Here is a 25,216-nt window from a genome sequence, read left to right on the forward strand (position 1 = left end):
GCTTCCGGACCGCTTCGCCAACGGTGACCGGCACAACGACCACGCCGCCGGGACGCGGTCGTTCCCCGAGGTGGACGCGAAGACGAGCTTCCCCTACGCGCCGGTGTCCCAGAACGAGGCCGACGCGCGGGTCAAGGTGCCGAGGTCACCTCCGCCTATGTACGCCAGGGTGAGCTGCCGGCGACCCTCGACTTCCCGTTCCAGGAGGCGGCCCGCGGGTACGTGGCCCGCTCCTTCACGAAGGTGTACGGGCAGGGGAGCGCGACGGGCGGCGGCCGGTTGACGATCACGGTGCCCCCGCTGTCGGCCACGGCGTTCCGCGCTGCCGCGCCGATCCCGGCCGGGGCGGCTCCGGCGGTCACCCTCACCTCACCCACCGCGCCGGTGGCGACCCGCGCCGAGGTGGTGGCCGAGGTCACCGGTGACCCGCTGGGCACGGTGACGTTCTCCGCACGCGTGGACGATGGTGAGTGGACGGAGCTCGGCACGGCCCGGCGCGCGCCCTACCGCGTCCACCACGACCTGGGCGGCCTGCCCGGTGGCGCGGAGCTGGAATACCGTGCGGTCGTCCGGGACAGCGAGGGGAGGACGGCGTCGGTGCGATCCCGGTCGAGCGTGGCCACGCCGCCGCGGGGCGGCAGCCGGGACTGGCTGGTCGTGCACTACGACCGCCCCGCCGGCGACTACGCCGACTGGGGCCTCTACGCGTGGGGCGACATCGATCCGGCCTGGCAGACCCAGTGGCCGGCCGGGCAGCCGTTCGCCGGCGAGGACGCGTACGGCCGCTTCGCCTGGGTCAGGCTCAAGCCGGGCGCGAAGAGCGTCGGCTTCCTCGTGGTGGACAAGGACGGCGTGAAGGACGTCGAGGCGGACCGCTTCGTCGACGTGACCCAGCACGGCGAGGTCTGGATCCGGCAGGGCGACCCGGCGGTGGCGACCAGCCACGACCCGCCGCCGGTGGAGGAGGGCGTGGCGATCCTGCACTACCGGCGGCCAGCCGGCGACTGCCTTTCCGCCCTGTGCCCTACGGCCGGAGATCCGTATGACGGCTGGGGGCTGCACGTGTGGGACGGCGCGGCCAGCCCGACCGACTGGGCCAGCCCGCTGCCGCCGGCGGCGCGGGACGAGTTCGGCGTGACGTTTCGCGTGCCGCTCGCCAGCGGTGCTTCCGGGCTCAGCTACATCATCCACAAGGGAGACACGAAGGACCTCCCGGACGACCAGCGGCTCGACTTCGCCAGTGCCGGCCGGGAGGCGTGGCTGCTCGCCGCGACGCCGAAGCGGCTGCTGCCCGTACCGGTGACGGAGGGCGGGGACAAGGACCTCGCCAGGTCGCGGGCGCACTGGATCGACCGGGGCAGCGTCGCCTGGCAGATCGCCTCGACCGACGGCAAGCGGTACGAACTGGCGGTCGCGCCGGCCGGCGGCCTCTCAATCGTGGACGGCGAGCTGGCCGGGGAGTACACGCGCATCCCGCTCACCGCCCGGCGGGGCGGGCTGACCGAGGCGCAGCGGGAGCGGTTCCCGCACCTGTGGCAGTACCAGGTCCTGACACTGTCCAAGAAGGACCAGGCCAGGGCCGCCGACGCCCTGCGCGGGCAGCTCGTCGTGACCGAGCGCGACCACGAGGGCAGGCTGATCGCCGCGACCGGCGTGCAGATCCCGGGCGTGATCGACGACGTGTACGCCGGCGCGGCCACCAAGGCGACCCTCGGCCCGACCGTGAAGGGCGACCGGGCCACGCTCGCCGTGTGGGCGCCGACCGCCCGGTCGGTGGTGCTGGAGGTCTACGACACGCCCTCGGGCAGCCCGCGGCTCGCCCCGATGCGCCGCGACGACCGGTCGGGGGTCTGGTCGGCCACCGGCCCCTGGCGGGGGAAGTACTACAAGTTCCGGGTCGAGGCGTGGCAGCCGGCCGCCCAGCGGATCGTCACCGCCTCGGTCACCGACCCGTACTCGGTCGCGCTCGCCGCCGACTCGACGCACAGCCTCGTCGCCGACCTGGCCGACCCGGCGCTCGCCCCGCCGGGCTGGGATCGGCTGCGCAAGCCGGCGGCGGTGCCCGCGACGCGTACCCACATCACCGAACTCTCGGTGCGCGACTTCTCCATCGCCGACGCGTCCGTACCGGTTTCGCGGCGTGGGACCTATGCCGCCTTCTCCGGTGCGGGAGCGGGCGCGGCGCACCTGAGGAAGCTCGCGGACGCCGGGGTGACCCACGTGCACCTGCTGCCCGCGTTCGACTTCGCCACGATCCCGGAGCGCCGGGCCGACCAGGCGGCGCCCCCGTGCGACCTGCCGGCGCTCCCGCCCGACTCGGACAAGCAGCAGGCGTGTGTCGCCGAGGTCGCCGACCGGGACGGCTACAACTGGGGCTACGACCCGCTGCACTACACGGTGCCCGAGGGCGGGTACGCGGTCGACCCGGAGGGGGCCGCGCGGACCCGGGAGTTTCGGGAGATGGTCGGCGCGCTCAACGCCAGCGGGCTGCGCGTGGTGCTGGACGTTGTCTACAACCACACGTCGGCGTCCGGTGTGGACGATCGCTCGGTGCTCGACCAGATCGTGCCCGGCTACTACCACCGGCTCCTGCCGGACGGCGCGGTCGCCAACTCCACCTGCTGCGCCAACACCGCGCCCGAGCACGCGATGATGGGCAAGCTCGTGGTCGACTCGGTGGTCACCTGGGCCCGCCAGTACAAAGTGGATGGTTTCCGCTTCGACCTGATGGGCCACCATCCTCGCGCCAACATCCTCGCGGTCCGAGAGGCGCTGGACCGGCTCACGCAGCGGCGCGACGGCGTGGACGGCAAGGCGATCCTGCTCTACGGCGAGGGCTGGGACTTCGGCGAGGTGGCCGGGGGAGCGCGGTTCGTCCAGGCGACCCAGGCCAACATGGCCGGCACCGGCGTCGCCACGTTCAACGACCGGCTGCGCGACGCGGTCCGCGGCGGTGGCCCGTTCGACGCCAATCCGCGCCAGCAGGGCTTCGCCTCCGGGCTCTTCACCGACCCCAACGGCGACCCGGTCAACGGCTCGCCGGAGGAGCAGCGGGCCCGCCTGCTGCACCAGCAGGACCAGATCAAGGTCGGGCTCACCGGCAACCTGGCCGGCTACCGCTTCACCGCCTCCTCCGGCGAGGTGGTGACCGGCGCGGAGGTCGACTACAACGGCTCGCCGGCCGGCTACACCGCGGCGCCCGGCGAGGCGGTCACGTACGTCGACGCGCACGACAACGAGATCCTGTACGACGCGCTCGCGTACAAGCTGCCGCAGGCGACCGGCCCGACCGACCGGGCACGCATGCAGGTGCTGGCGCTCGCCACGGTCGTACTCGGCCAGGGCGTTGGCTTCGTGACCGCCGGCTCGGAGCGGCTGCGTTCGAAGTCGCTGGACCGCAACTCGTACAACTCGGGGGACTGGTTCAACCAGATCCGCTGGGACTGCGCGGACGGCAACGGCTTCGGCGCCGGACTCCCGCCGGCGGCGGACAACCAGGACAAGTGGCCGTACGCCCGGCCGCTGCTGGCCGACCCGGCGCTCGTACCGGACTGCGCGGCGGTCGGGCTGGCCGAGGCGCGGTACGCCGAGCTGCTGCGGATCCGCGCCTCCTCACCGCTCTTCTCCCTCGGTACGGCCGCGGAGGTGCGGAAGCGGCTGACGTTTCCGCTCTCCGGGCCGGGGGAGACGCCCGGCGTGATCACGATGCAGCTCGGCGGCGGCGCGGTGACGGTGGTTTTCAACGCCACGAAGGCGACCGTGACGCAGACCGTGCCCGCCATGCGCGGGGCCACCGCCGCGTTGCATCCGATCCTGCGCCATTCCGCCGACCCGCTGCTTCGGACGGCGAGCTTCGACCGCGGCACCGGCACGTTCACGGTGCCGGCGCGCAGCGTCGCGGTCTTCACGCCGGGTTGACCGCTGGGGCCCGCCGCCACCGGGCGGCGGGCCCGCCTGGTCAGCCGGGGAGGCGGAAGCCCGCCTCGCGCTGCGCGGCCAGCCACGCCTCCACCTCGTCGGAGCGGCGCGGGAGGCCGGCCGAGAGGTTGACCGCGCCGTCGGCGGTGACCAGCACGTCGTCTTCGATCCGCACGCCGATGCCGCGCAGCTCGGCCGGGACCAGGTCGTCCTCGGGCTGGAAGTACAGGCCCGGCTCGACGGTCAGCACGTACCCCTCGGCGAGGTCGCCCTCCCGGTACTTGTCCTTGGCCGCCCGCGCGCAGTCGTGCACGTCGATGCCGAGCATGTGCCCGAAGCCGTGCAGCGACCACCGGCGGTAGACCGTGGAGTCGGGCTTCATCGCCTCGTCGACGGTCACCGGCAGGATGCCCAGGCTGTCGAGGCCCTCGGCGAGCACACGCATGCAGGTGAGGTGTACGTCGCGGAAGTTGACGCCCGGCTTGATCACCTCGATGCCGGCCTGCTGCGACGCGTACACGATGTCGTAGACCTGCCGCTGGAGCGGGGTGAACGTGCCGGAGACCGGGACCGTGCGCGTGATGTCGGCGGTGTAGAGGTGGTGCCCCTCCACGCCCATGTCCATCAGCAGCAGCTCGCCCGGGACGGTCGTGCCGTGGTTGTGGACCCAGTGCAGGATCGTGGCGTGCGCGCCGGCGCCGACGATCGAGCTGTAGCCGACCCCGTTGCCGTCGTGCCGGGCGCGGAGCCCGAAGACGCCCTCGACGAGCCGCTCCGAGACGCCCCGGTCGGCGGGAAGGATCCGGGCGACGTCTTCGAAACCGCGGACGGTCGCGTCGATCGCGGCGCGCAGTTGGGCGATCTCCCACTCGTCCTTGACCAGCTTGAGCTCGGCGATCACCGTCGCCAGCGCGCGGTCGCGGGCGCCGGCCTCCTCCGTGTCGTACGGCAGGATCGCCCGGTCGACCGCCGGGTCGATGCCGCGCAGCACGCGAGTGCGCCCGGGCGGGCAGTCGGCGAGCGCGGCGGCCAGGTCGGCCAGCGGCGCGGTGCGCAGGGCCAGTTCGTCGGCCTTCTCGTCGAGGGTCTGCCGGCGCCCGACCCACAGCTCGCCGTCGCGGCTGCGGAAGAACTCGTCGCTCTCCCTCGGGGCGCGCGCCTTGGAGTAGAGGACCGCGTCGCCGCTGGGATGCAGGATCAGGACGCTGCCGGGCTCGTGGTCACCGGTCAGGTAGACGAAGTCGCTGCCCGGGCGGAACAGGTAGGCCGTGTCGTTGGCCCGGGTCCGTTCGGGACCGCTCGGTACGACGACGATCTCGCCGGGGAAGGCGGCGGAGACCGCGGCGCGGCGGCCGGCGTGCAGGACCGCTTCCGGCCGCTCCGGCAGGGGCACCGGGTCGTCGCGCCAGCCGGTGCGCATGAATTCCAGCAACTGGTCCGGGTAGTCGGGGTCGTGTGACTCGGTCCGCGGTTCCTCGTTGAACATGTTGACTCTCCCGTTAATCCCGGATTCCCAGCATCCGACGTTACCCGGTGCCAGAATGGGATATATGTGTGGAATTCTGGCCTTCTTCTCTGCGCGCGGTGACGCCGCGACCCAGCGGGACGCCGTCGCGGGCGCGCTGGAGTGTCTGCATCATCGCGGTCCCGACGAGACCGGTGTAGAGGTGGTTTCCGCGCCGCGGGCGCCCGGCGCGGACGAGACAGTCGAGGGGCCCACCGACGCGGTCTTCGCGCACAAGCGGCTGTCGATCATCGACGTCGAGTCGAGCCACGAGCCGCTGGCGTACGCCGACGGCCGCTACCTGCTGACCTTCAACGGCGAGATCTACAACTACCTGGAGCTGCGCGAGGAACTGGTCCGTGAGTGCGGCGCGGTCTTCGCGACCCAGGGCGACGCAGAGGTGGTCGTGGCTGGCTACCACCACTGGGGTGAGCAGGTGCTGAACCGGCTGCGCGGCATGTTCGCCTTCGTGATCTGGGACCGGCGGGAGCGGGTCGCGTTCGGCGCCCGCGACTACTTCGGCATCAAGCCGATGTACTACATGGACAGTGCCGACGGGGTCTACTTCGCCTCCGAGAAGAAGGCGTTGCTCGCGCTCGCCGGCCCGCGCCCGGTGGACGCGGCCAGCCTCTCCCACTACCTCACGCTCCAGTACGTGCCGGAGCCGCGGACCCTGCACGTCGGGATCAAGCGGATCGGCTCGGGCGAGCTCTTCCGCTGGACGCCCGGCGGCGGCGTCGAGCTGGAGCGGTGGTACCGCCCGGTCTTCCGCCCCGCGCCGGTGGACGACGAGCAGAAGGTGTTCGACCGGATCCGGGACACGCTCCGGGACAGCGTGCGCGTGCACATGCGGGCGGACGTACCGGTGGGCGCCTTCCTCTCCAGCGGCATCGACTCGACCGCGATCGTGGCGCTCGCCCGCGAGTTCAACCCGCGCATCCTGACCTTCACGGTCGGCTTCGACGTCGACGGGTACTCCGAGATCAGCGTGGCCCAGGACTCGGCCCGCCACCTCGGGGTCACCACGATCCCGACGGTGATCGGGCCGCAGGACATGATGGATGCGCTGCCGAAGATCGTCTGGCACCTCGACGACCCGGTCGCCGACCCGTCGCTGGTACCTCTCTACTTCGTGGCGAAGAAGGCGTCCGAGCACGTCACGGTGGTGCTCTCCGGCGAGGGCTCGGACGAGTTCTTCGGCGGGTACACGATCTACCGCGAGCCGCTGTCGCTCAACGCGGTGCAGCGCCTGCCCGACCCGATGCAGCGAGGGCTGCGGGCGGTGTCGAGGGTGCTCCCGCAGGGGGTCAAGGGCAAGAGCTTCCTGGAACGCGGCACGACCCGGATCGAGGACCGGTACTACGGCAACGCCCGGATGTTCGCCGAGGCGGAGAAGCGCGACCTCATGCGCCGCAACGACGGCTCGGTCCGGTACACCGACGTCACCGCGCCGATCTACGCCGAGTGCACCGAGCTCGACGACGTGACCAAGATGCAGTATGTCGACCTGCACACCTGGCTGCGCGGCGACATCCTGGTCAAGGCGGACCGGATCTCCATGGCGCACTCGCTGGAGGTGCGCGTGCCGTTCCTGGACAAGGAGGTCTTCGACGTCGCGTCGATGCTGCCGGTCGAGCTGAAGCTGCCGCCACGCTCCACAGCCACCAAGCACGCGTTGCGCCGCGCCCTCGACGGCGTGGTGCCGCCGCCCATCGTCAACCGGCGCAAGCTGGGCTTCCCCACGCCGACGCGGGTCTGGCTGCGCGACGAGATGTACGAGTGGGCCCGGGACATCCTGGCCACCTCGGGCGCCGGCGACCTGCTCGACCTCGACTACGCGCGGAACCTGCTCGAAGAGCACCGGCGGGGTGACGCTGATCATTCCCGCAAGGTGTGGACAGTACTGGTCTTCTGTGTCTGGTACGGCGTCTTCGTTGATCACACGATCGACCCGGGGATCGAGCGAAACCCGTCCGCCCTGCTCACGAAGCCAGCCGTTAGAGCTGCGGTATAGAGATCCGTGCTTCGCTCCGTTTGGCCTAGACCCAAATTGGTGGTTCTGAGGTTTCATCTGTAGGGAGTACGGTGAAAGTTTCCCTTAGGTGCTCATCGAGGAGAGTCAAGCATGGAGGCAGCGGCGGTTCGCCGTGCCGAGGACGGAGCCCTGAGCGGTTCCGTGCCCCCCACGGACGACCAGACACATGTCAGCAACAGCGACGCGCCGTGGGACGAGTTCGATGCGGACGCCTACTGGGAGAAGAACTACAGCACTCTCCGTGACGACGACGAGGAGATCCTCAGGCGCATCACCGCCTATTTCGCGGCGAATCCTCCCGCCGGCGAGCGCCCCGGCCTGCACACCAGGCTCTGGCGCCGGCTGACCCGGCGGGCGGCTCCGCCCACCGCGCTCGGGCTCGACGTCGGACCCGGCACCAACCTCTACCCCGCGCTGGCGATGCTGCCGTACTGCCGCCGCATCACCCTCTGGGAGTACTCCGCGACCAACGTGCGGTGGCTCCGCAACGAGCTGCGGTCGTTCCGCTCCACATGGGACGTCTTCTGGGGGCAGGCGACCGGCATCCGGCGTTCGTCCGGCGGCGACACGCGCGGCCTCGACCCGCGACCGGCGCTGGCCAGGCGGGTCGACGTGCGGCAGGCGAGCATTTTCGATCTTCCCAAGAGCCGCTTCGACGTGGGCACGATGTTCTTCGTCGCCGAGTCCCTGACCAGCGACCGGAGCGAGTTCGAGCGGGCCACGCGGGCATTTGTGGAAAGCCTCAGACCCGGTGCGCCGTTCGCCGCCGCGTTCATGGAAGGCTCTGTCGGCTACCAGGTTGGTGCATGTCATTTTCCGGCGGTTCCCGTTACCATCGGACAGGTCAAGGAGTTCTTGACCGGCCTGACTCCTGACCTTGAGCTGCATCAGGTCTTCAGTGAGAAGCCTCTGCGCGAGGGCTATCACGGCACGATGATTCTTGCTCTGGGTAGGGCGTCGGGAAAGCCGTTGGAGACGCCCCCCGGGACGGTGGTCGCGACACATGAGGATGCAGCCGCGGCAGCAGCTACTTGAGGTTTGGCGGGCGACCGCCCGTTCGTCCCTCCAGGACGGCAAGTGGACGTGGGGCGGTCGAGATCGGGCCAATTCCATCAGCGACGCGGAGCAGTTGCTGTGCCTGATGACTCCGGCGACCACGGTGGAGTCGTTCGCGATCGACCAGCCCAACGCGACTGACGAAGACGTCGCGGCGGCGTTGCGCCTGCTCGGCGACCCGGTCGAGATCCCGCGGCGGATGGTCCGGGTCCTGACCGACTACATGGAGCGCTACACCGACGAGACCGGCACGCCGATCTTCTCCGGTGACAGCTACTTCCGCAGCGCCGAGAGCGACCGCGAGCCGACCCACGCGCAGACCGCGCTCGACGTGGTCGACTCTTTCGCCATGTCGGTCACGCTGACGCTGGCCACGATCGGTTTCCTGCGGGTCTTCCGGTCCGAGCTGAGCCGCGACGACATCCGTTCCGAGGTCGACGCGCTGGAGCGGCTGGCCAGCACCAGACTGACCGCGGCCATGATCGGTCTGCTGCGCAGCTTCACGGTCTCGGTCTTCGACGCCGACGCCGGATTCGGCAAGGCGCTGGTGCGCACGGCCAACCAGGGCGAGCTGCCGGCCCGGCAGGTGGTCGACTCGCTGCGCCGCGCCCTCCGGCAGGTCAGTGCGACACTGCGCGAGGTCACCATCGGTTCCGGTGCCCAGCAGGTGCTCGACCTCGACAACCCCAACCGCCTCTTCGAGTGCGGCTGGTCCTGGGGCATCGTCAAAAACGCGCCGGAGATCGCGCTCGAAGACGAGCGGATCGACATCGGCGTGCAGCGCGAGGGCGTGGCACAGGCCGCCCCCTACCTGTACTTCACGGTGGTGGCCCTCGACGGCATCGCGGCCCTCTTCTCCGAGCGCACACGTATCCTCGGCCTGCTCAACGAGGAGCAGCAGCGGCTGGCGCGAGCGTTGCAGATCCGGTGGGACCTCACCCAGCAGTACTGGGCGACGATCGCGTCCTTCGACCCGGTGCGGTGGCCGCTGGAGGACATCCCGTGGCGCACCACCGACGAGCGCGAGGGCGACTACCTCAGTCTCCTGGTGAGCGCGGTGACCGTCCAGGAGCTGGAGAGCCGGCGCGGGTCCGACGTGGACCTCGAGCGGGTCGGCCGGATCCTCGAAGAGCTGGGCAACCGCGGCCGGGTGACCCGCCGGCCGATCGAGCACGACCTGGCGCTGGCCCTGCACTCACCGGGCTTCGCCTTCCAACTGGAGGGGAGCGAGGAGCTGGGCGGGCCGCAGCTGACCTGGGTCGCCTCCGACTACTCGCCGCTGCTGCTCAAGCGCACGCTCCAGGTCGCCGGCCTGGTCCGCGACCCAGAGCTGCGCGGCCGGCTGCTGAGCCAGGCCGACCTGGTCTGGGATCACCTGGTCAAGCGGCGGCTCATCGACGGCTCCGCCCGTGACCTGTGGGATCGGCCGTCCGGGGCGTTCAGCCAGATACCCGCCTCCGACGACGCCCCGTCGTGGTACTACACCGAGCGCGTGGTGGAGTGCCTTGTCGCCGCGGCCAACCTGGTCAGGCGTTCCCCGCTCCGCAGCGACCAGCTCACGGCCCTCGCCGGCGAGCTGCTCAACGAGGCCGACCACCTCTTCGACCGCGAGCTGCTCGACGGCGGTAGCGACGCCGGCCCCGCGCTGCGGCACGCCCTGCAAAACGCGCGGGCCAGCCTCCGCCGTGCCCGCCAGCTCCTCAGCGACCGGCCCGGCACGGCGTACGTGCTCGCCAGCGACGTGCTGCGCGAGCTGGACCGGCTGGCCGCGGCCCGGCAAAACGTGTTCGAGGCGGACTGAGTGCTCGTCTTCGCGACTTCTGACAAGGGCGGCACCGGGCGATCGGTGACCAGCAGCAACGTCGTCTACCGGCGCTCGCTGCAGGGCAGTGACGTCTGCTACCTCGACTTCGACTTCGGCTCGCCCACCGCCGGCACGATCTTCAACGTCGACGCCGCGGCGCGCGGCATCCGCTCGGGCAACGGGCTCCACTCGTACATGCAGGGCCGGGTCTCGGATCCGGTGGCGCTCGACATCTGGACCGAGTCCGACCGGCCCAGCCTCCGGCACCGCCCGCCCGGCGCCGGCCGCCTCGTGCTCTACCCCGGTGACGCCGGGGGCAGCGAGTTCTTCATCGACGACGACGTGATCAAGCGCTGCATCCGGCTGCTGCGCCGGCTCGACGAGGAGTTCGACCTCTGCCTGCTCGACCTGAGCGCCGGCCGGTCGTACGCGACGGAGATGGTGCTCGCCGCGACGGCGGCGCCGGAGATGCGTTCGGTGACCGCCCGCTGGCTGGTCTTCCACCGCTGGACCCGGCAGCACATCATCGCGGCCAACGGGCTCGTCTTCGGGCAGCGCGGGATCATCGAGGTGGGCCGCGACCGGGGGCACGACCCGCAGGCGCTCGGCGATGCGATCCGCTTCGTCCGCACCGCGGTGGTCGACCCCAACTCCGAGGAGCTCGCCGGCCTCCGTTCCTCCCAGATCGCCTGGCTCCGCGACTGCAATCGCGACCTCCAGGAGCTGGCCAGCTCGCGCAAGGTCGGGCGCACCACCATGCTCGGCGCGATCCCGCTCGACCCGGTGCTCCAGTGGCGCGAGCAGCTGATCTCCGACAACGACGTGTACGCCCGGCAGATCGCCAACCGGGAGACCATCGACGCGTTCGAGACGCTCGCCAAGCGACTGACCGAAGAAGCCGCGTGGGTGACACTCTGATGTCTGCCGATGCCATCTTCCGGGAGGCAGCGGCGGAGCGGCGGGTCAAGCGAGTGCCGCTCTCGCACCTCTCGATCGAGCTGGGCCACCTCTACATGGAAGACTTCGTGCAGGGGCCGGAGCGGCTGCGCGAGCTGTTCCGCCGGGTCGTGCCGTGGGCCGCCGCCGCCCGCCAGACCTGCGCCGACCGCCTGTCCGGCAAGCGGCCGCGGATCAGCACCTGCTTCCTCATCGACGACTACTTCACCCGGTTCAAGTCGCCGGCCGAGGTCGTGCCCGACGTGCTGAATCTGGCCCGGGAAAACGGGCTGGAGATCGACTATCTGGCCCGCGAGTCGGGCTGCGCCAAGGCCGACGGCGTGCCACTCGCCCGCCTGGTCGAGGGGCGCATCGTGCCCGACCCGCCACCGGAGACCAACGGCGCGCGACCGCCGGTGACCGAGTCGGGCTGGCTCTCCAACGGGCAGCGGTCGCCGGTGAGCGGCTCGCCGGAGGCCATGGGGAGCGTCGTCAAGTGGCGCCCGCCGTCGCAAAACGCGGCCAACCGGCACTCCATCTTCATCGACATCGAGCTGTGGGACGAGGGGCGTGGCGGCCGCACCTGGTCGTGCCCGTTCCTCGCCGCGGTGTGGCAGCTGCTGCGGCTCGGCATGCTGCGCAACGAGGGCGAGCCGGTGGCGGTGCCGCAGCCGTGGACCGACGACTGGCCGGGCGACTGGGACGAGCTGCCGGCCGTAGTCAAGATCAACCCCAACGCGGCACCGTTCAGCGCGTACGCGACGATGTCGGTCCTGCCCAACCGCTTCCTGCCGATCGAGATCGGGGTGCGTACCATCCTCAGCCAGGTCTGGCCCGACCAGGATGTGAGCCGGCAGCTGCGCGAGGCGGCCGAGCGCGACGGCGTGCAGCTCCCCACCGAGCTGGTCGACCGCCTCAGCTACGCCTTCACCTGACCGGCTCGGCGGCCGACCACGCCCCGAGGACGCGCCCGGACGCCGGGCCTGGTCACGAGTGGCGCGTGCCTGCCACTGACTCGCTCAGCATCGCCATCGTGCCGGCCGCCACCTGGTCGCGGATGCGGTTGACCGAGGCGACCCACTGCCGGGTCATCCCCGGGCGCCGCTCCAGCGCCTCCCAGACGGCGCGGTCGACCCGGGCGGCCGGCATCCAGAGGTGCAGCAGGTGGTCGATCGCGGGGCCGAAGCGGCGGACCACCTGGGCCCGCTCGACCGCGCCGATGTCGCTCGCCTCGATCAGCGATTGGAGGCAGGAGAGCAGCCAGTCGTGCAGCGCGAGGTCGGCGCAGACCTCGGCGATCGCCGAGGCGTCGCGCGTGCCGGCCGGCAGGCGCAGCGTGCGCAGCCCGCGCTCCTCGATGGCGAACAGGATCGGCTCGTCGCCGTCGAGCGCGGCCCAGCGCAGGTGCGTGCGGCCGGTGCGCAGCGGCGCCTTCTGGTCCAGATCGGACGATGCCTGCACCTGGTGCATCACCTCGGTGCAGATCGCGCTCAGGTCGAGGCTCTCCGGCGGGTACGCCTCGGAGAGGAAGCCGTCGGCCAGGTCGCCCCAGTCCACTTTGCCCAGCGTCTCGACCACGCCGGGACGGGTGAGGTAGTGCGGCCAGGAGAGCCGCCGGTCGGTGCCGCTGCTCACCACACGGGTGAACGCCGACCCCTGCAACACGTGGCCGCCGGTGATCGCGGCCCGGGTGACCACCGTGCCGATCGTGCGGTGGCGCGCGCCGGAGGCGGCCACCAGCCGGCAGTCGACGCCGCGGAGGATGTCGGGCGAGACCGCGTAGGGCAGTGGGCGGGCGGAGTGGCGGACCCGCTCGCCCTCCACTATCGCGAGCACGCGCGCCGACCGGACCGGGGACACCGATGTGGAGTTTCGCAAGAATCCGGTGTGGACCTCGCCGAGCGTCAGCATCGCGCCTCCACCGGCCGGGGGACGATGCATCGATTGGACCGCACGATGTGTGGTTTGCGCAACCTAGTGGGCACTCTGCGTATTCCTCGATCGAGAGATGGCAGTTAATGTCGAACGGTGACCCCACGCCAGGCAGACGTCATCGTTATCGGCGCCGGCGTGTCCGGCCTGACGACCGCCGTGTGTCTTGCCGATGCCGGCTATTCGGTCCGGGTACGCGCGACCCGGCTGCCGCCGGAGACGACGTCGTGCTCGGCGGGGGCGCTCTGGGGGCCCTACCTGGTGGCCGACGAGCGGGTCCTGTCGTGGTGCCAGGAGACCCGCCGGGTGATGGAAGGGCTGGCGGGGGAGGAGACCGGCATCCGCATCACCGCCGGCATCGAGGCGGCGAAGACCACAGTGGACCCGCCCGCGTGGGCGCACCTGCTCGACGGCTTCGCGATCTGCGGACCGGACGAGCTGCCCGACGGCTACGTGACCGGGTGGCGGTACACGGCGCCGGTCGTGGACATGCCGGCCTATCTGGACTATCTGACCCGGCGCCTGCTGGAGACCGGGCGCGGCACGGTGGAGGTTGGCCAGGTCGAGTCGCTCGCGGAGGCCGCCGCCTGGTCGGGGATCGCCGTCAACTGCACCGGGTACGGCGCCCGCCACCTCGTACCGGACCCTGAGGTCACGCCAGTCCGTGGTCAACTCCTCGTCGTCGACAACCCGGGCATCGAGCGGTTTTTCGCCGAAGCCGAGGTGGAGATCGAAGGCGCCGATCCCACCGAGCTGACCTACATCTTTCCGCAAGGTGACCATGTCGTGCTCGGCGGCACGGCGGTGACCGGGCGGCACGACGTGACCGACGACCCGACTGCGGCGGCGGGCATTTTGCGGCGCTGCGCGGCGGTCGAGCCGGCGCTGGCGGGGGCGCGGATCCGGGCCGGCCGCGCGGGCATCCGCCCCAGCCGCCCACGCGTACGGGTCGAGCGGGTCGAGGTGGAGCGCGCGTACCTCATCCACAACTACGGGCACGGTGGCTCCGGCGTGACGCTCTCCTGGGGGTGCGCCGCCGAAGTGCTGCGTCTGGTACGCGAGATCGCAACCGAACCGGGCCCGGTGCCGAATGCGGCGCCGGGCCCGGATGGTGGTGCGGTGGTTACGCGACCGAACAGGTGACCGTCGGTGCGCTTGTGCTGCTGCCGCCCGCCACGAAGCCGAACGACGTCGACGCGCCCGCGTTCAGCGCGCCGTTGTGGCCGGCGTTCCGCACGGTGAGGTTGGGCGCCGTACCGGACTGCTGGCCGTTCCACAGGCTGTTGATGGTCGCGCCGCTGGGCAGCGTCAGACCAACGGACCAGCCGGCGATGTTGGCGGTGCCGCTGTTGCGGACGGTGACCTCACCCTGGAAGCCGCCGTTCCACGAGCCGACCGAGCGGTAGGTCGCCGTGCAGGCGCCGGTGCCCGGGCCGGGGCCCGGGTTGCTCGTGGTCGGGTTGGGGTTCGGGTTGTTGGTCGTCGGGTTCGGACCCGGCGTCTGCGTACCCTGGCCGGGGCCGATGCCGGTGACCTGGCCGTTGCCGCCGTCGAAGACGACGTCCGAGCAGCCGAAGAAGTTCTCGGCGCTGTCGGAGCGGACCCAACGCGAGTAGATGATGTGCCGGCCGCTCTTACCCGACGGCAGGTTGCCGCTGAAGTAGTAGTGGCCGTCGTTGGTGCCCACCGCACCGCGCTGGGGCGGGTTGGTGACCGTCAGGAACGGCGTGGACTCGAGGTCGCTCCAGGCCAGCGGCCGGGTCGGGCTCCAGCTGTTGTTGGTCACGTAGAAGTAGAACGTGCCCGGGTGGTGAGCCCAGTTGCTGTACCGGAACTCGATGTTGGCGCCCGCCGTCAGGTGGGTGAGCGGCCAGTCGTTGCGGGCCAGGTTGTACGCCGAGAAGGTGCTGTTGCCGCCGCTGCACAGTTGCCCGTCCGGCACGAAGCCGGTCGTGCGGCCGGCCGCGTCGGAGCGCAGGACGCTGAACCAGTTGTACAGCGGGTTGGCGCCGCCCTGGGCGACCGCGGCCTGGCAGGCCGGGTTGTTGGGGATGATCTGGCCCGTGGACGAGAGCCCGTCCCGCCAGCACAGGAAGGTGCGGCTGCCGGGCACCATCGCGGCGCCGTGCGCCTGGGCCGCGCTGGGCGTGATCACCGTGATGAGGCCGGCGGCCACCACAGCGACCGCGGCGGCAGCCGCTGCCCTGCGTAGAAGTTTCACCTTGGTTCTCCCTTTCGGTACGAGGCCCGGTGACGCGTGGTGGCGCGCACCGGAATTCGGGGGAGATGCAGACGGATCGCGCGGCAGGAAGGCACGACGCATCCGTCCGATCTCGGACGCACGCGCGCCTCTCACATGGCCCCTTGCCCGGCAGCCAACCCGGCGCGTGTCAGCCCTGCGCCGCCTGGCATCGATATTGCACCATGAATCGATATCCAGGGCAATAGTTACACGTCTATGTCGAACTGATTGCCGGATCAGGCCTCGGCTGGCCGGGCGGCCGAGGCGGCCCGGACGAGCTCGGCCACCGTCGCCAGGTCGACGTCGGTGAGCCGCTTGATCCGCACGCAGCCGCGGCCGACGTCGGCTTTGGGCAGGCGGTCGCGGAAGGTCTCGGCGAGGTAGCGGTCGCCCTCGGAGGCGCTGACGTAGAGCGAGACGTACGCCCGGCGGCTGGCCAGCCCCACCACGAACCAGTCGCCCTCACGGCCACTGTCGTAGCGGTAGTGGTAGCTGCCGTAGCCGAGCATGCCCGACTGGAGGTGCGGCTCGAGCTCGGGCGCCTCGCGACGGATCAGGTCGTGCAGGACCCGCACCTCGCCCCGGCGTGGCTCGGGCAACGCGGCGATGTACTCCTCGGGGGTCCTGACCTCGGCGTCCATGGCGCTCCGGCCCCATTCTGTCAGACCTCGGTGCGACCATTCGGCCATGACGAGGTCACACGATGCGGTGATGGCGTACTGGGCGGCGGCCGAGGCGCGCGACTGGCCCGCCTTCGCCGCGCTGCTCGCCGACGACGTGCTCTACGACCTGCCGCAGACCCGGGAGCGGATCCTCGGCAAGGAGCGTTACGTCCAGTTCAATGTGGAATATCCCGGCGATTGGCACATCACCGTGGAGATGGCGGTCGGCGAGGAGCGGCACGCGGCCACGTGGACCCGGTTCGCGGTGGGCGGGGAGGAGCAGGCGGGGCTCTGCTTCTTCGAGTTCGACGAGGCCGGCCTGATCACGAAGATCACTGACTTCTGGCCCGAGCCCTACGAGCCGCCCGCCGGCCGCGAGCACCTCGTCGAGCGCTACTAGAGATTTCGCGGTCGCGAGGTCCGCGTTTCCGTCGCGGTTCGATTCTGGTGTGACTGAGGGGAGCTGCCGCGATGCCCGTCGTGCTCGGGGCCGCTGCTCCCGCAGCCTCACCCCGCGCGGTCCACGACCAAAGTGCCCGCGATCGTAAGCCCTGACCACGAAGGCTTTACAGAGATTTCGGTGTCGAGGTGGTCGCGTGGGCTGGGCCGCGTTCGGACCTGGCGTCGTGTGTTGGAGAAGCTGTCGAGCTGGGCGCACCGGTGCGCCCAGCACCGGGACGGGCGCTGGATGCGTGGCTGCGTGGCGTGTGTGCCGGGTCCGCTGGGCCAGCCGCGCCCGACGCGGCCGGGGCGTGGGCTATGTCGGGGACATAGCCCTTTCAGACCGGCCGCGAGGGGCTTGGTCCCTGACATAGCCGCGTTCGAAGCGACCAGGCCCGGGGCGGCGCGGCAACACAGGCACGCGCGAGCGTGCTGAGCGCGGATGGGTGAGCGCGGTCCGTCCGTGGCGACTAATTGCTCCCAGAGAGCCTGTTGCAAAATCGTCAGATTCGCGCGAACTGAGGGTCGCGCTAACCCTCGCTGGCCGCCGTTCGACGGCCAGCGACCGATACAGCCGTGTTCTTCTCGACACTCACTGTGATCGAGCAATTTTGCAACAGGCTCCAGAGGGTGAATTCTTCGCCACGCACGACCTGGATCTTTATGACCCGCGAGCGCCGTCGGTCGCTACTGCGTGCGCCCGGACAGCTCGGCGTAGCCGCGGCGCACCGCCACGCGGGCGGCGTCGGGTCCGAAGGGCGCCCGCGCCGCCACCGTGGCCACCGGGGCGCCGTCGGCGTGGCCGTCGCGGATCAGCCAGTCGAGCGCGGCCAGCTCCTCGTGCTGGCCCTTCACGAAGTTGTGACCGACCACCGCGCCGTGGCCGGGCACGACCACCGTCGCGGGCGTGGTGTGCCGCAGCAGCTCGGCCACGGCCTCCGGCCACTCCAGGGGGTACGCGTCGCCGAACGACGGGGGCGCGCCCTCCTCGACCAGGTCGCCGGCGACGATCACGTCGGCGTCGGGCACCTGCACGACCAGGTCGCCGGCGGTGTGGCCGCGACCGAGGTGGCGCAGCACGACCGCACGGCCGCCGACGTCTACGGTGGACTCGCGCTGCACCGCGCGGTTGGGCGCCAGGATCGGCGCCCTGGCGATGTCGGGGGCGAGCTCCGGGGCGAGCCGGAGCGCCTCCTCGTACGCCTCCCGGCGCACCGCCTCGGGCCGCGCGCGCAGCAGCGACACCGTCTGCTCGTGCGCCCAGATGTCGCAGGGCGGGTCGCCGGCGAGCGCCGCGTTGCCGAATGTGTGGTCGAAGTGGTGGTGCGTGTTGACCAGCGCCCAGGGCATGCGGGTCACCCGGCGGGCGGCGGCGACCAGGTCGGCGGCCTGCGCCGGCGTGGCGAGCGTGTCGACGATCAAGGCCACGCCGTCGCCGAGCACGAGCGTGGTGTTGACGTCGAGCACCGGATACCGGAGCACGAAGACGTCATCGGCGACCTCGGCGAAGTCAGCCACCGGGGCCGCCCTGGGTCGCTCGCGTCCGGCTCACTCGCCGAACGCCCTCTCCACGAACTTGTGCCGGTCGACCAGCACGCGCTCGACGCGCCCCTCGGCGACCGTGACCGAGCCCTCGGTCACCGATACCTCGAAGAGCAGGCGCCGGCCGTCGACCTTGGCGAGCTGGGCCTGGGCGACGACGGTACGGCCGATCGGGGTGGGCGCCCGGTGGTCGAGCTCCACGCGCGTGCCGACCGTGGTCATGCCGGCCGGCATCCGGGTCGTGGTCGCCACCACCGTGGCCGCCTCCACCAGCGCGAGAACCCGCGGCGTACCGAGCACGGGCACGTCGCCCGAGCCCAGCGCCTGGGCGGTGTCGGAGTCGGTGACCGTCAGCTCCACTCGGGCGGTCAACCCTGGCGCGAACGCAGGATCCGGCTGCTGCTCCATGCCGACCAGCGTAGGCGCTCCAGAACCGGACAGACCACGTATCCGGCGCACCAGCCACGCCCACGCCCGGGTGCCCTCGGCCGATCGGCGTACCCGCCACAGCTAACCTGGACCCCGATGGCCGTGACGATCTCTCCCGCGCCCGCTGACTCCCCGCCTCCGATGCGTGACCGGCGGCGCCAGATCGTCGCGATGGGCGTCTGGGCGGCGCTCTTCGCGGCCGGCTGGCTGATCATCGGGCTGCCCACCGATCCGCTGTACGCCTTCGGCTGGCTCTGGACCGCGACGATCGCCTGGCGGATCGAGCGGCCGTGGCGCTCCCACCTGGGCTTCGTCCGCGACTGGCTGCCGATCGTGCTGGTGCTGGTCATCTACAACCTGTCCCGCGGCTTCGCCGACAACAACGCCGTCCCCCACGTGCTGGAGCTGATCGCGGCCGACCGGTGGATGTTCGGCTGGGGGACCGGCGGCGAGGTGCCGACGGTGTGGTTGCAGCAGCACCTGTACGACCCCGACCGCGTGCGCTGGTACGACGTGGTCGTCAGCTGGGTCTACTTTTCCCACTTCGTCGCCGCGCTCGCCGCCGCCGTGGTGCTGTGGCTGCGCAGCCGGCCGAGGTGGGCGGCGTTCATGCGGCGGTGGGTCTTCCTCTCCCTCGCCGGCCTCGCCACCTACTTCCTCTACCCGGCCGCGCCGCCGTGGTGGGCCGCCCGCTACGGCCTGCTGGAAGAGGTCGCCCGCATCTCCACGCGGGGGTGGAAGGCGATGGGCATGCACGGCGCCGGCAACATGCTCAACGTGGGCCAGATCGCCGCCAACCCGGTCGCCGCGATGCCTTCGCTGCACACCGCGTTCGCGCTGTTCGTGGTGGTGTTCTTCTTCAACACCGTGCGCAGGCGGTGGTGGCCCGTGCTGCTCGTGTACCCGCTGGCGATGACCTTCACCCTGGTGTACTCCGGCGAGCACTACGTGATCGACGTGCTGGTCGGCTGGGCGTACGTGGGGCTCACGTTCGTTGTCGTGGGGCTGGGCGAGCGGTGGTGGGCACGCCGGCGGGCGGCCGCCGCCGAGGGCGAGGGGGAGGCGGTCAGTGCGCCGCCGGGACCGAACGCGCCGCCCGCGAACGCTCCGCCAGGGTCGCCGCGAGCGCCCACGCCTCGTTGAGGTCGCGATCGCGCGCGGCGACGCTCGGGCCGCCGGCCGTGTCCGCGTAGACCGTGGCGAGGCCGAGCCGCCGCTGGAGCGGGCCGCGGTGCACGCGCACGCTCTGGATCCGCGCGAACGGCACGACCAGCACCTGGCGGGTCAGCACGCCCTGGCGGTGCGCGACCACCTGATCGGTCATCCCGGCGCCGAGCACGCGCCACTCGATCGGATGGAGCCACCGCGCCCGGCGTGGCGTAGGGGTGAACTCGATCCCGTCCAGCGTCACCCCGGGCAGCGCCTCGGCGAGCACGCGCCGCGCGGTCTCGGGGTCGCCGACCGGCAGCAGCCGCCCGCCGCCGGCGTCGTCACCGGCGTTGGGCGCGGCGATCCCGGCCACGTGCGCGCGCAGCCGCAGCCACCGCTTGCCCCGCCACAGCAGCGGCCAGGTGGCGCCCACCGCCTGGAGCCGGTTGAGCGGGACGGTCTGGCTGCGGGTCTCCAGCAGGCCGCCGCGCAGGCGCAGCGCGTCGTCCTGGTGGGCGAGGCGGAAGTTCCAGTCGGCGAGGATCCGGCGTACGGGCTGGAGCACCACGCCGGCCATCGCGGTCAGCGTGCTCGCGATGGCGATGAAGGACCAGGTCGCCTCGAACGCGAACTGGACCACCACGAACGCCACGCCGAACGGGAGCAGCAGCGTCTGCGGTGTGAGCAGCTGGCTGATCAGCAGGTCGCGGTTGGTGACCGCGTGGATCGGCCGCTCGTGCGGCACGTGCGGGGCCGGCGCCTCGCCCGCGACCGGCTCGGTGTGCGCCGCGGCGCTCGCCTTGCCGGCCAGTACCAGCAGCCGTTCGCGCAGCGCCCGTGACTCGGCGACCGTCAGGAACGCCAGCGGCGCCTCGGTCTTGCCCCCGCCGACCACCTCCAGGCGCAGCTCGGCGAGGCCGGTGAGCTGGGCCAGCAGCGGTCGTACGACCTCGACGGCCTGGAGCCGCTCCAGCGGGATCGCGCGCGTGCGGCGGAACACCAGCCCTTCGTGTATCCGCAGCTCGCGCCCCACCACCTGGTAGCCGGTGAAGTACCAGCTGACCGCCGAGAGGACCACGTAGCCGATCAGGGCGGCCACCACGATGGCGGCGAACCAGCCCAGCCCCAGGCTGCCGAGCGTCTGCCAGGAGAGCGCCGCGATGATCACCACGAGTGCGCGGGCGCCCTTGAGCAGCGGGGTGAGGGGGTGCAGCCGCTGCTTCGGCTCGGCGCCGCCCGGCCCTCCCACCGGCCCTCCCACCGCCGTCTCGGCGGCCGGACGCTCACTCACGGTGCCTGCCCTTCGTCCGCGACCGCGGGGTGCGCGTGCGGGCGTGCGCGGCGCGGTCGAAGCGCGCTCACAGGCCCTCCGCGCGGTCTTCGCCGAGCGCGGTCAGCCGGTCACGCAGGCGGGAGGCCTCCTCCGGCCGCAGCCCCGGCACACGCGCGTCGGTCGCCGCCGCGGCGGTGTGCAGTTGCACGGTGGCCAGCCCGAACGCCCGCTCCAGCGGCCCGGCGGTCACGTCGACGAACTGCATCCGGGCGTACGGCACGATCGACAGCCGGCGCACGAGCAGCCCGTGGCGGACGAGCAGGTCGTTGTCGCGCTCGGCGTACCCCCAGGCTCGGACCGCTCGGAAGATCACGATGACCCGCCAGACGGCCAGGACCACGGCGGCGGCCAGGCCGAGACCGAAGAGCCAGTGGCTGGTGAGCGCCCAGAAGACGCCGAGGCCGACCAGAACGAAGATCATCAACGATGCGAGGTGGATCAGCTCGACCCAGATCAGGTCTCGGGAGACAGGGCGCCACTCGACCGTCTCCGGCCATGGCTCCAGCGCGCTGGTGGGGGAGGACGCAGGCTCGGTCACGGATCCAGGCTACGGTCAACTTCGCGCAGGAACCCACGCGCCGCGAGGAAGTCGCTCAGGTGCTCGCGATGGGCGTCGCAGGCCAGCCAGACTTTGCGCCGCTCCGGCGTGTGGATCTTAGGATTATTCCACCGGAGGGCCCACGCGGACGGCTCCGGACAACCCCGCGCCGAGCACTTCTGCACGAGGCGAAGTCTACGAGCATGGGTAGATTAAGCGCCGGGCGGCCACGGGGGAAGCCGCCCGGCGACGGCTGAAATCGTACACACGAAAAACCCCCTCATGTCTACCCGTTGGTCGTGCCTCTTTGGGCGTCTGCCCGTAAGCCGTACCGCCGGCGGGACGTTCGGTGAACGCCGAGCGCCGCGCAGCGCGACGCGTACCGGATTTCCGGCGCTCCATACCCGGCTGGTTAGCTGGGCGTGTAAGGCTTGGTGCGGCAGCACCTCGCCACAATGCCGATGACGCCGCACCGCAGTGGAGGACCGGTGGCCAACGCGACCACGCCCGAACGTCCCGACGCGCCGGTTGACGCGCCTCCCGCGTCCGCCTCCGGCAGCACCCCGGCACAGGACGCCACGCTGCTCGAACGCGCGTTGTTCGAGGTCAAGCGGGTGATCGTCGGCCAGGACCGGATGGTCGAGCGGATGTTCGTGGCGCTGCTCGCGCGCGGCCACTGCCTGCTGGAGGGCGTGCCCGGCGTGGCCAAGACGCTCGCGGTGGAGACGCTCGCCAAGGTCACCGGCGGCACGTTCGCGCGCGTGCAGTTCACGCCCGACCTGGTGCCCGCCGACATCATCGGCACGCGGATCTACCGGCAGTCGAGCGAGAAGTTCGACGTCGAGCTCGGCCCGGTGTTCGTCAACTTCCTGCTCGCCGACGAGATCAACCGGGCGCCGGCCAAGGTGCAGTCGGCGCTGCTGGAGGTCATGTCGGAGCAGCAGGTCTCGATCGGCGGCGAGACCCACGAGGTGCCCCACCCCTTCCTGGTCATGGCCACGCAGAACCCGATCGAGCAGGAGGGCGTCTACCCGCTGCCCGAGGCGCAGCGCGACCGGTTCCTCATGAAGATCATCGTCGGCTACCCGACCGACGCCGAAGAGCGCGAGATCGTGTACCGGATGGGCGTCAGCGCGCCCGAGCCCACCGCGGTCTTCACGCCGTCCGAGCTGATGGGGCTCCAGCGCAAAGCCGACCAGGTGTTCGTGCACAACGCGCTGGTCGACTACGCGGTGCGGCTGGTGCTCGCCACCCGCACGCCGGCCGAGCACGGCATCCCCGACATCGTGCCGCTGATCCAGTACGGTGCCAGCCCGCGCGCCTCGCTCGGCATCGTGCGGGCCACGCGGGCGCTCGCCCTGATGCGCGGCCGCGACTACGCGCTGCCGCAGGACGTGCAGGACGTGGCGCCCGACATCCTGCGCCACCGGCTGGTGCTCAGCTACGACGCGCTCGCCGACGACGTGCCGGCCGACCACATCGTCGCGCGCGTGATGGCGACCGTGCCGCTGCCCACGGTGGCCCCGAGGCAGAGCGCCAACGCCGGCCCGGCGCCCGCCTCCAGCCCGCCGCTCGGTGCCCCGCAGCCCGCTGGTGCGTGGCCCAACCTGCCGTGACCTCTGCCATGACCGGCCCCCTCGACGGTCAGCGGACGGCTCGCGCGGACGCCGTCCTCTCCCGCCTGCAACTCCTCGTCACGCGCAAGCTCGATGGCCTGCTGCAAGGCGACTACGTGGGGCTGCTGCCCGGGCCGGGCACCGAGGCGGGGGAGTCCCGGGAGTACCGCCCCGGTGACGACGTGCGCCGCATGGACTGGCCGGTGACCGCGCGCACCACGTTCCCGCACGTACGGCAGACCGTGGCCGACCGCGAGCTGGAGACCTGGATGGCCGTCGACCTCTCGGCCAGCCTCGCCTTCGGCACCGCCAACCACCTCAAGAGCGACCTGGTCGTGGCGGCCGCCACCGCACTCTCGTACCTCACCGTGCGCGGCGGCAACCGGATCGGCGCCGTGGTCGGCACCGGCACGCGCATGCAGCGGATGCCCGCCCGCCCCGGGCGCAAGGAGGCACAGGGGCTGCTGCGCGCCATCGCCCGTACCCAGATCATGCCCGGCCGCTCCGACCTGGGCGCCCTGATCGACATGCTCAACCGCCCACCGCGCCGCCGGGGTGTGGCCGTGGTGATCTCCGACTTCCTGGCGCCGGCCGAGCAGTGGGCACGGCCGGTGCGCAAGCTGGCCGTGCGCCACGACGTACTGGCGATCGAGGTGGTCGATCCCCGCGAGCTGGAGATCCCCGACGTCGGCGTGCTCACGCTCGTCGACCCGGAGACCGGCGCGCTGCACGAGGTGCAGACCTCAGACCCCAAACTGCGCCGCCGGTACGCCGAGGCGGCCGGGCACCAGCGCGCGGCCATCGCCCAGGCACTGCGCGCCGCCAACGCCGCCCACCTGCGCCTGCGCACCGACTCCGACTGGATGCTGGACATGGTCCGCTTCGTCGCCGCTCAGCGGCACGCACGCACCCGAGGGACGACGCGATGATCCGTTTTCTCGAACCGTGGTGGCTGCTCGCGCTGCTGCCGGTCGTCGCGATCGCGGCCGTGTACGTGTGGCGGCAGTTCCGCCGCAAGCACTACGCGGTCCGCTTCGCCAACCTCGACCTGCTGCGCACGCTCGCGCCGAAGGGCCTCGGCTGGCGCCGCCACGTCGCGGCCGGCACCTTCCTGCTCGCGCTGCTGGCGCTGGCCACCGCGATGGCCCGCCCCTCGGTCGACCGCGAGGAGCCGCTCGAACGGGCCACCATCATGCTCGCGATCGACGTGTCCCTCTCGATGGAGGCGGACGACGTGGCGCCCAGCCGCATCGAGGCGGCCCAGGAGGCGGCGAAGCAGTTCGTGACCGAGCTGCCGGAGACGTACAACCTGGGGCTGGTCTCGTTCGCTAAGTCGGCCAACGTGCTCGTGCCGCCGACCAAGGACCGGCTCGCGGTGCAGCAGGCGATCGACGGGCTCACCCTGGCCGAGGCGACCGCGACCGGTGAGGCGGTCTTCACCTGCCTGGAGGCGGTGCGCTCGGTGCCCGCCGACGGCGCCTCCGGCATCCCGCCGGCGCGCATCGTGCTCCTCTCCGACGGCTACCGCACGTCGGGTCGCTCGGTCGAGGAGGCGGCGTCGGCCGCCGCCGCCGCGAACGTGCCGGTCTCCACCATCGCCTTCGGCACCGACGCGGGCGTGGTCGACATCGGCGGCCAGCTCCAGCCGGTGCCGGTCGACCGCCTGGCGCTGGCCGAACTCGCCGAGACGACGCAGGGCTTCTTCTACGAGGCGGCGTCGGTCAGCGAACTCAAGCAGGTGTACGAGGACATGGGCAGCTCGATCGGCCACCGCGTCGAGCCCCGCGAGGTGACCCAGTGGTACGCCGGGATCGCGCTGCTGTTCGCACTGGCGGCGGGCGGCATGAGTCTGCTGTGGACCTCACGCCTGCCGTAGCGCCGCAGGTCCAGCCCGCCGCGGTCGGTGCCGCCCGCACGCCGGCCAGCACCGCGGCGTGCGAGGGACAGCGTCAGACGAGGACGAAGAGGACGACGACCCACACGGCGGCGAGCGTGAAGCCCAGCGGGGCAGCGTAACGGTTCATGGCGGTTCTCCGGTGGCGGTGTACACGCGGCGGTGCGCCCCGGGCGCTACCCCGG

The 25,216-nt window shown here is 71.6% G+C and carries 19 protein-coding genes and 1 pseudogene; 12 read left to right on the top strand and 8 right to left on the bottom strand.

The window, feature by feature from the left end; genetic code table 11:
- Nucleotides 1–231: 231 nt before the first annotated feature.
- A pseudogene (gene pulA, locus ACFFIA_RS23890) lies at nucleotides 232–3,918 on the top strand (pullulanase-type alpha-1,6-glucosidase); the annotation flags it as partial.
- A gap of 40 nt (nucleotides 3,919–3,958) precedes the next feature.
- Here pulA and ACFFIA_RS23895 read toward each other — a convergent pair.
- The gene (locus ACFFIA_RS23895; RefSeq protein ID WP_377253935.1) at nucleotides 3,959–5,404 is read right to left on the bottom strand and encodes an aminopeptidase P family protein; all 1,446 of its coding nucleotides are present in this window, start codon (nucleotides 5,402–5,404) and stop codon (nucleotides 3,959–3,961) included.
- A gap of 64 nt (nucleotides 5,405–5,468) precedes the next feature.
- On the opposite strand from ACFFIA_RS23895, the gene asnB reads away from it, so the two are divergent.
- From asnB to ACFFIA_RS23920, 5 genes are all read left to right on the top strand, one after another.
- A complete protein-coding gene (gene asnB / locus ACFFIA_RS23900) occupies nucleotides 5,469–7,436 on the top strand; it encodes an asparagine synthase (glutamine-hydrolyzing) (protein ID WP_377253937.1) in 1,968 nt (655 codons plus the stop codon).
- Between the two features lie 111 nt (nucleotides 7,437–7,547).
- Nucleotides 7,548–8,492: an SCO2525 family SAM-dependent methyltransferase gene (locus ACFFIA_RS23905; protein ID WP_377253939.1), complete on the top strand. Its 945-nt coding sequence runs from the start codon at nucleotides 7,548–7,550 to the stop codon at nucleotides 8,490–8,492.
- On the top strand, nucleotides 8,461–10,314 hold the full coding sequence (locus ACFFIA_RS23910) for an SCO2524 family protein (RefSeq protein ID WP_377253941.1): 1,854 nt from the start codon (nucleotides 8,461–8,463) through the stop codon (nucleotides 10,312–10,314). Before ACFFIA_RS23905 ends, ACFFIA_RS23910 begins: the two co-directional genes overlap by 32 nt.
- 45 nt (nucleotides 10,315–10,359) lie before the next feature.
- On the top strand, nucleotides 10,360–11,235 hold the full coding sequence (locus ACFFIA_RS23915) for an SCO2523 family variant P-loop protein (RefSeq protein ID WP_377253943.1): 876 nt from the start codon (nucleotides 10,360–10,362) through the stop codon (nucleotides 11,233–11,235).
- Nucleotides 11,235–12,188, top strand: coding sequence for an SCO2522 family protein (locus ACFFIA_RS23920; RefSeq protein ID WP_377253945.1), 954 nt, complete (start codon nucleotides 11,235–11,237; stop codon nucleotides 12,186–12,188). The genes ACFFIA_RS23915 and ACFFIA_RS23920 overlap by 1 nt, the downstream gene beginning before the upstream one ends.
- Nucleotides 12,189–12,240: 52 nt before the next feature.
- Here ACFFIA_RS23920 and ACFFIA_RS23925 read toward each other — a convergent pair whose 3' ends face one another.
- Complete coding sequence (locus ACFFIA_RS23925; protein ID WP_377253947.1) at nucleotides 12,241–13,194, bottom strand: SCO2521 family protein; 954 nt, start codon at nucleotides 13,192–13,194, stop codon at nucleotides 12,241–12,243.
- A gap of 87 nt (nucleotides 13,195–13,281) precedes the next feature.
- Here ACFFIA_RS23925 and ACFFIA_RS23930 point away from each other — a divergent pair, with 87 nt between their 5' ends.
- Nucleotides 13,282–14,328, top strand: a complete 1,047-nt coding sequence (locus ACFFIA_RS23930) for an FAD-dependent oxidoreductase (RefSeq protein WP_377253949.1) — start codon at nucleotides 13,282–13,284, stop codon at nucleotides 14,326–14,328.
- On the opposite strand, the gene ACFFIA_RS23935 is transcribed toward ACFFIA_RS23930, so the two are convergent.
- Both ACFFIA_RS23935 and ACFFIA_RS23940 read right to left on the bottom strand, forming a co-directional pair.
- Entirely contained in the window at nucleotides 14,309–15,406 is a 1,098-nt protein-coding gene (locus tag ACFFIA_RS23935) for a lytic polysaccharide monooxygenase auxiliary activity family 9 protein (protein ID WP_377253951.1), read from the bottom strand. The two genes, ACFFIA_RS23930 and ACFFIA_RS23935, sit on opposite strands and share 20 nt — an antisense overlap.
- Before the next feature lie 257 nt (nucleotides 15,407–15,663).
- A complete protein-coding gene (locus ACFFIA_RS23940; protein WP_377253953.1) occupies nucleotides 15,664–16,068 on the bottom strand; it encodes a DUF1801 domain-containing protein in 405 nt (134 codons plus the stop codon).
- A 46-nt stretch (nucleotides 16,069–16,114) separates the two neighbouring features.
- On the opposite strand from ACFFIA_RS23940, the gene ACFFIA_RS23945 reads away from it, so the two are divergent.
- Nucleotides 16,115–16,489 (top strand): nuclear transport factor 2 family protein, encoded by a 375-nt coding sequence (locus tag ACFFIA_RS23945; protein ID WP_377253955.1) that lies wholly within the window; start codon nucleotides 16,115–16,117, stop codon nucleotides 16,487–16,489.
- 728 nt (nucleotides 16,490–17,217) lie between these two features.
- Here the strand turns inward: ACFFIA_RS23945 and ACFFIA_RS23950 are convergent.
- Together ACFFIA_RS23950 and ACFFIA_RS23955 are read right to left on the bottom strand one after the other, a co-directional pair.
- Nucleotides 17,218–18,048 (bottom strand): MBL fold metallo-hydrolase, encoded by an 831-nt coding sequence (locus ACFFIA_RS23950; protein WP_377253957.1) that lies wholly within the window; start codon nucleotides 18,046–18,048, stop codon nucleotides 17,218–17,220.
- Nucleotides 18,049–18,078: 30 nt separating this feature from the next.
- Complete coding sequence (locus tag ACFFIA_RS23955) at nucleotides 18,079–18,480, bottom strand: thioesterase family protein (RefSeq protein ID WP_377253959.1); 402 nt, start codon at nucleotides 18,478–18,480, stop codon at nucleotides 18,079–18,081.
- A gap of 117 nt (nucleotides 18,481–18,597) precedes the next feature.
- Between ACFFIA_RS23955 and ACFFIA_RS23960 the strand changes: the two genes are divergently transcribed.
- Complete coding sequence (locus ACFFIA_RS23960; RefSeq protein ID WP_377253960.1) at nucleotides 18,598–19,644, top strand: phosphatase PAP2 family protein; 1,047 nt, start codon at nucleotides 18,598–18,600, stop codon at nucleotides 19,642–19,644.
- Here ACFFIA_RS23960 and ACFFIA_RS23965 read toward each other — a convergent pair.
- Both ACFFIA_RS23965 and ACFFIA_RS23970 read right to left on the bottom strand, forming a co-directional pair.
- Complete coding sequence (locus tag ACFFIA_RS23965; RefSeq protein ID WP_377253962.1) at nucleotides 19,568–20,941, bottom strand: PH domain-containing protein; 1,374 nt, start codon at nucleotides 20,939–20,941, stop codon at nucleotides 19,568–19,570. The genes ACFFIA_RS23960 and ACFFIA_RS23965 overlap by 77 nt on opposite strands.
- 67 nt (nucleotides 20,942–21,008) lie before the next feature.
- A complete protein-coding gene (locus ACFFIA_RS23970; protein WP_377253964.1) occupies nucleotides 21,009–21,521 on the bottom strand; it encodes a PH domain-containing protein in 513 nt (170 codons plus the stop codon).
- A 461-nt stretch (nucleotides 21,522–21,982) separates the two neighbouring features.
- Between ACFFIA_RS23970 and ACFFIA_RS23975 the strand changes: the two genes are divergently transcribed.
- Genes ACFFIA_RS23975 through ACFFIA_RS23985 form a run of 3 tightly spaced genes read left to right on the top strand, consistent with a single transcriptional unit; the run spans nucleotide 21,983 to nucleotide 25,013 of the window.
- Nucleotides 21,983–23,137: an AAA family ATPase gene (locus ACFFIA_RS23975; RefSeq protein WP_377253966.1), complete on the top strand. Its 1,155-nt coding sequence runs from the start codon at nucleotides 21,983–21,985 to the stop codon at nucleotides 23,135–23,137.
- Between the two features lie 8 nt (nucleotides 23,138–23,145).
- Entirely contained in the window at nucleotides 23,146–24,066 is a 921-nt protein-coding gene (locus ACFFIA_RS23980) for a DUF58 domain-containing protein (RefSeq protein ID WP_377253967.1), read from the top strand.
- Nucleotides 24,063–25,013, top strand: a complete 951-nt coding sequence (locus tag ACFFIA_RS23985; RefSeq protein ID WP_377253968.1) for a VWA domain-containing protein — start codon at nucleotides 24,063–24,065, stop codon at nucleotides 25,011–25,013. The genes ACFFIA_RS23980 and ACFFIA_RS23985 overlap by 4 nt, the downstream gene beginning before the upstream one ends.
- Nucleotides 25,014–25,216 lie beyond the last annotated feature (203 nt).

Source organism: Phytohabitans kaempferiae (assembly GCF_042433955.1).
Classification (GTDB): domain Bacteria; phylum Actinomycetota; class Actinomycetes; order Mycobacteriales; family Micromonosporaceae; genus Phytohabitans; species Phytohabitans kaempferiae.

Bases quoted from the DNA above. Each gene is read 5' to 3' on its own strand.
- ACFFIA_RS23895 (WP_377253935.1), bottom strand. From the start codon at position 5,404: ATGTTCAACGAGGAACCGCGGACCGAGTCACACGACCCCGACTACCCG.
- asnB (WP_377253937.1), top strand. From the start codon at position 5,469: ATGTGTGGAATTCTGGCCTTCTTCTCTGCGCGCGGTGACGCCGCGACC.
- ACFFIA_RS23905 (WP_377253939.1), top strand. From the start codon at position 7,548: ATGGAGGCAGCGGCGGTTCGCCGTGCCGAGGACGGAGCCCTGAGCGGT.
- ACFFIA_RS23910 (WP_377253941.1), top strand. From the start codon at position 8,461: ATGAGGATGCAGCCGCGGCAGCAGCTACTTGAGGTTTGGCGGGCGACC.
- ACFFIA_RS23920 (WP_377253945.1), top strand. From the start codon at position 11,235: ATGTCTGCCGATGCCATCTTCCGGGAGGCAGCGGCGGAGCGGCGGGTC.
- ACFFIA_RS23925 (WP_377253947.1), bottom strand. From the start codon at position 13,194: ATGCATCGTCCCCCGGCCGGTGGAGGCGCGATGCTGACGCTCGGCGAG.
- ACFFIA_RS23940 (WP_377253953.1), bottom strand. From the start codon at position 16,068: ATGGACGCCGAGGTCAGGACCCCCGAGGAGTACATCGCCGCGTTGCCC.
- ACFFIA_RS23945 (WP_377253955.1), top strand. From the start codon at position 16,115: ATGACGAGGTCACACGATGCGGTGATGGCGTACTGGGCGGCGGCCGAG.
- ACFFIA_RS23955 (WP_377253959.1), bottom strand. From the start codon at position 18,480: ATGGAGCAGCAGCCGGATCCTGCGTTCGCGCCAGGGTTGACCGCCCGA.
- ACFFIA_RS23960 (WP_377253960.1), top strand. From the start codon at position 18,598: ATGGCCGTGACGATCTCTCCCGCGCCCGCTGACTCCCCGCCTCCGATG.
- ACFFIA_RS23975 (WP_377253966.1), top strand. From the start codon at position 21,983: ATGACGCCGCACCGCAGTGGAGGACCGGTGGCCAACGCGACCACGCCC.
- ACFFIA_RS23980 (WP_377253967.1), top strand. From the start codon at position 23,146: ATGACCGGCCCCCTCGACGGTCAGCGGACGGCTCGCGCGGACGCCGTC.
- ACFFIA_RS23985 (WP_377253968.1), top strand. From the start codon at position 24,063: ATGATCCGTTTTCTCGAACCGTGGTGGCTGCTCGCGCTGCTGCCGGTC.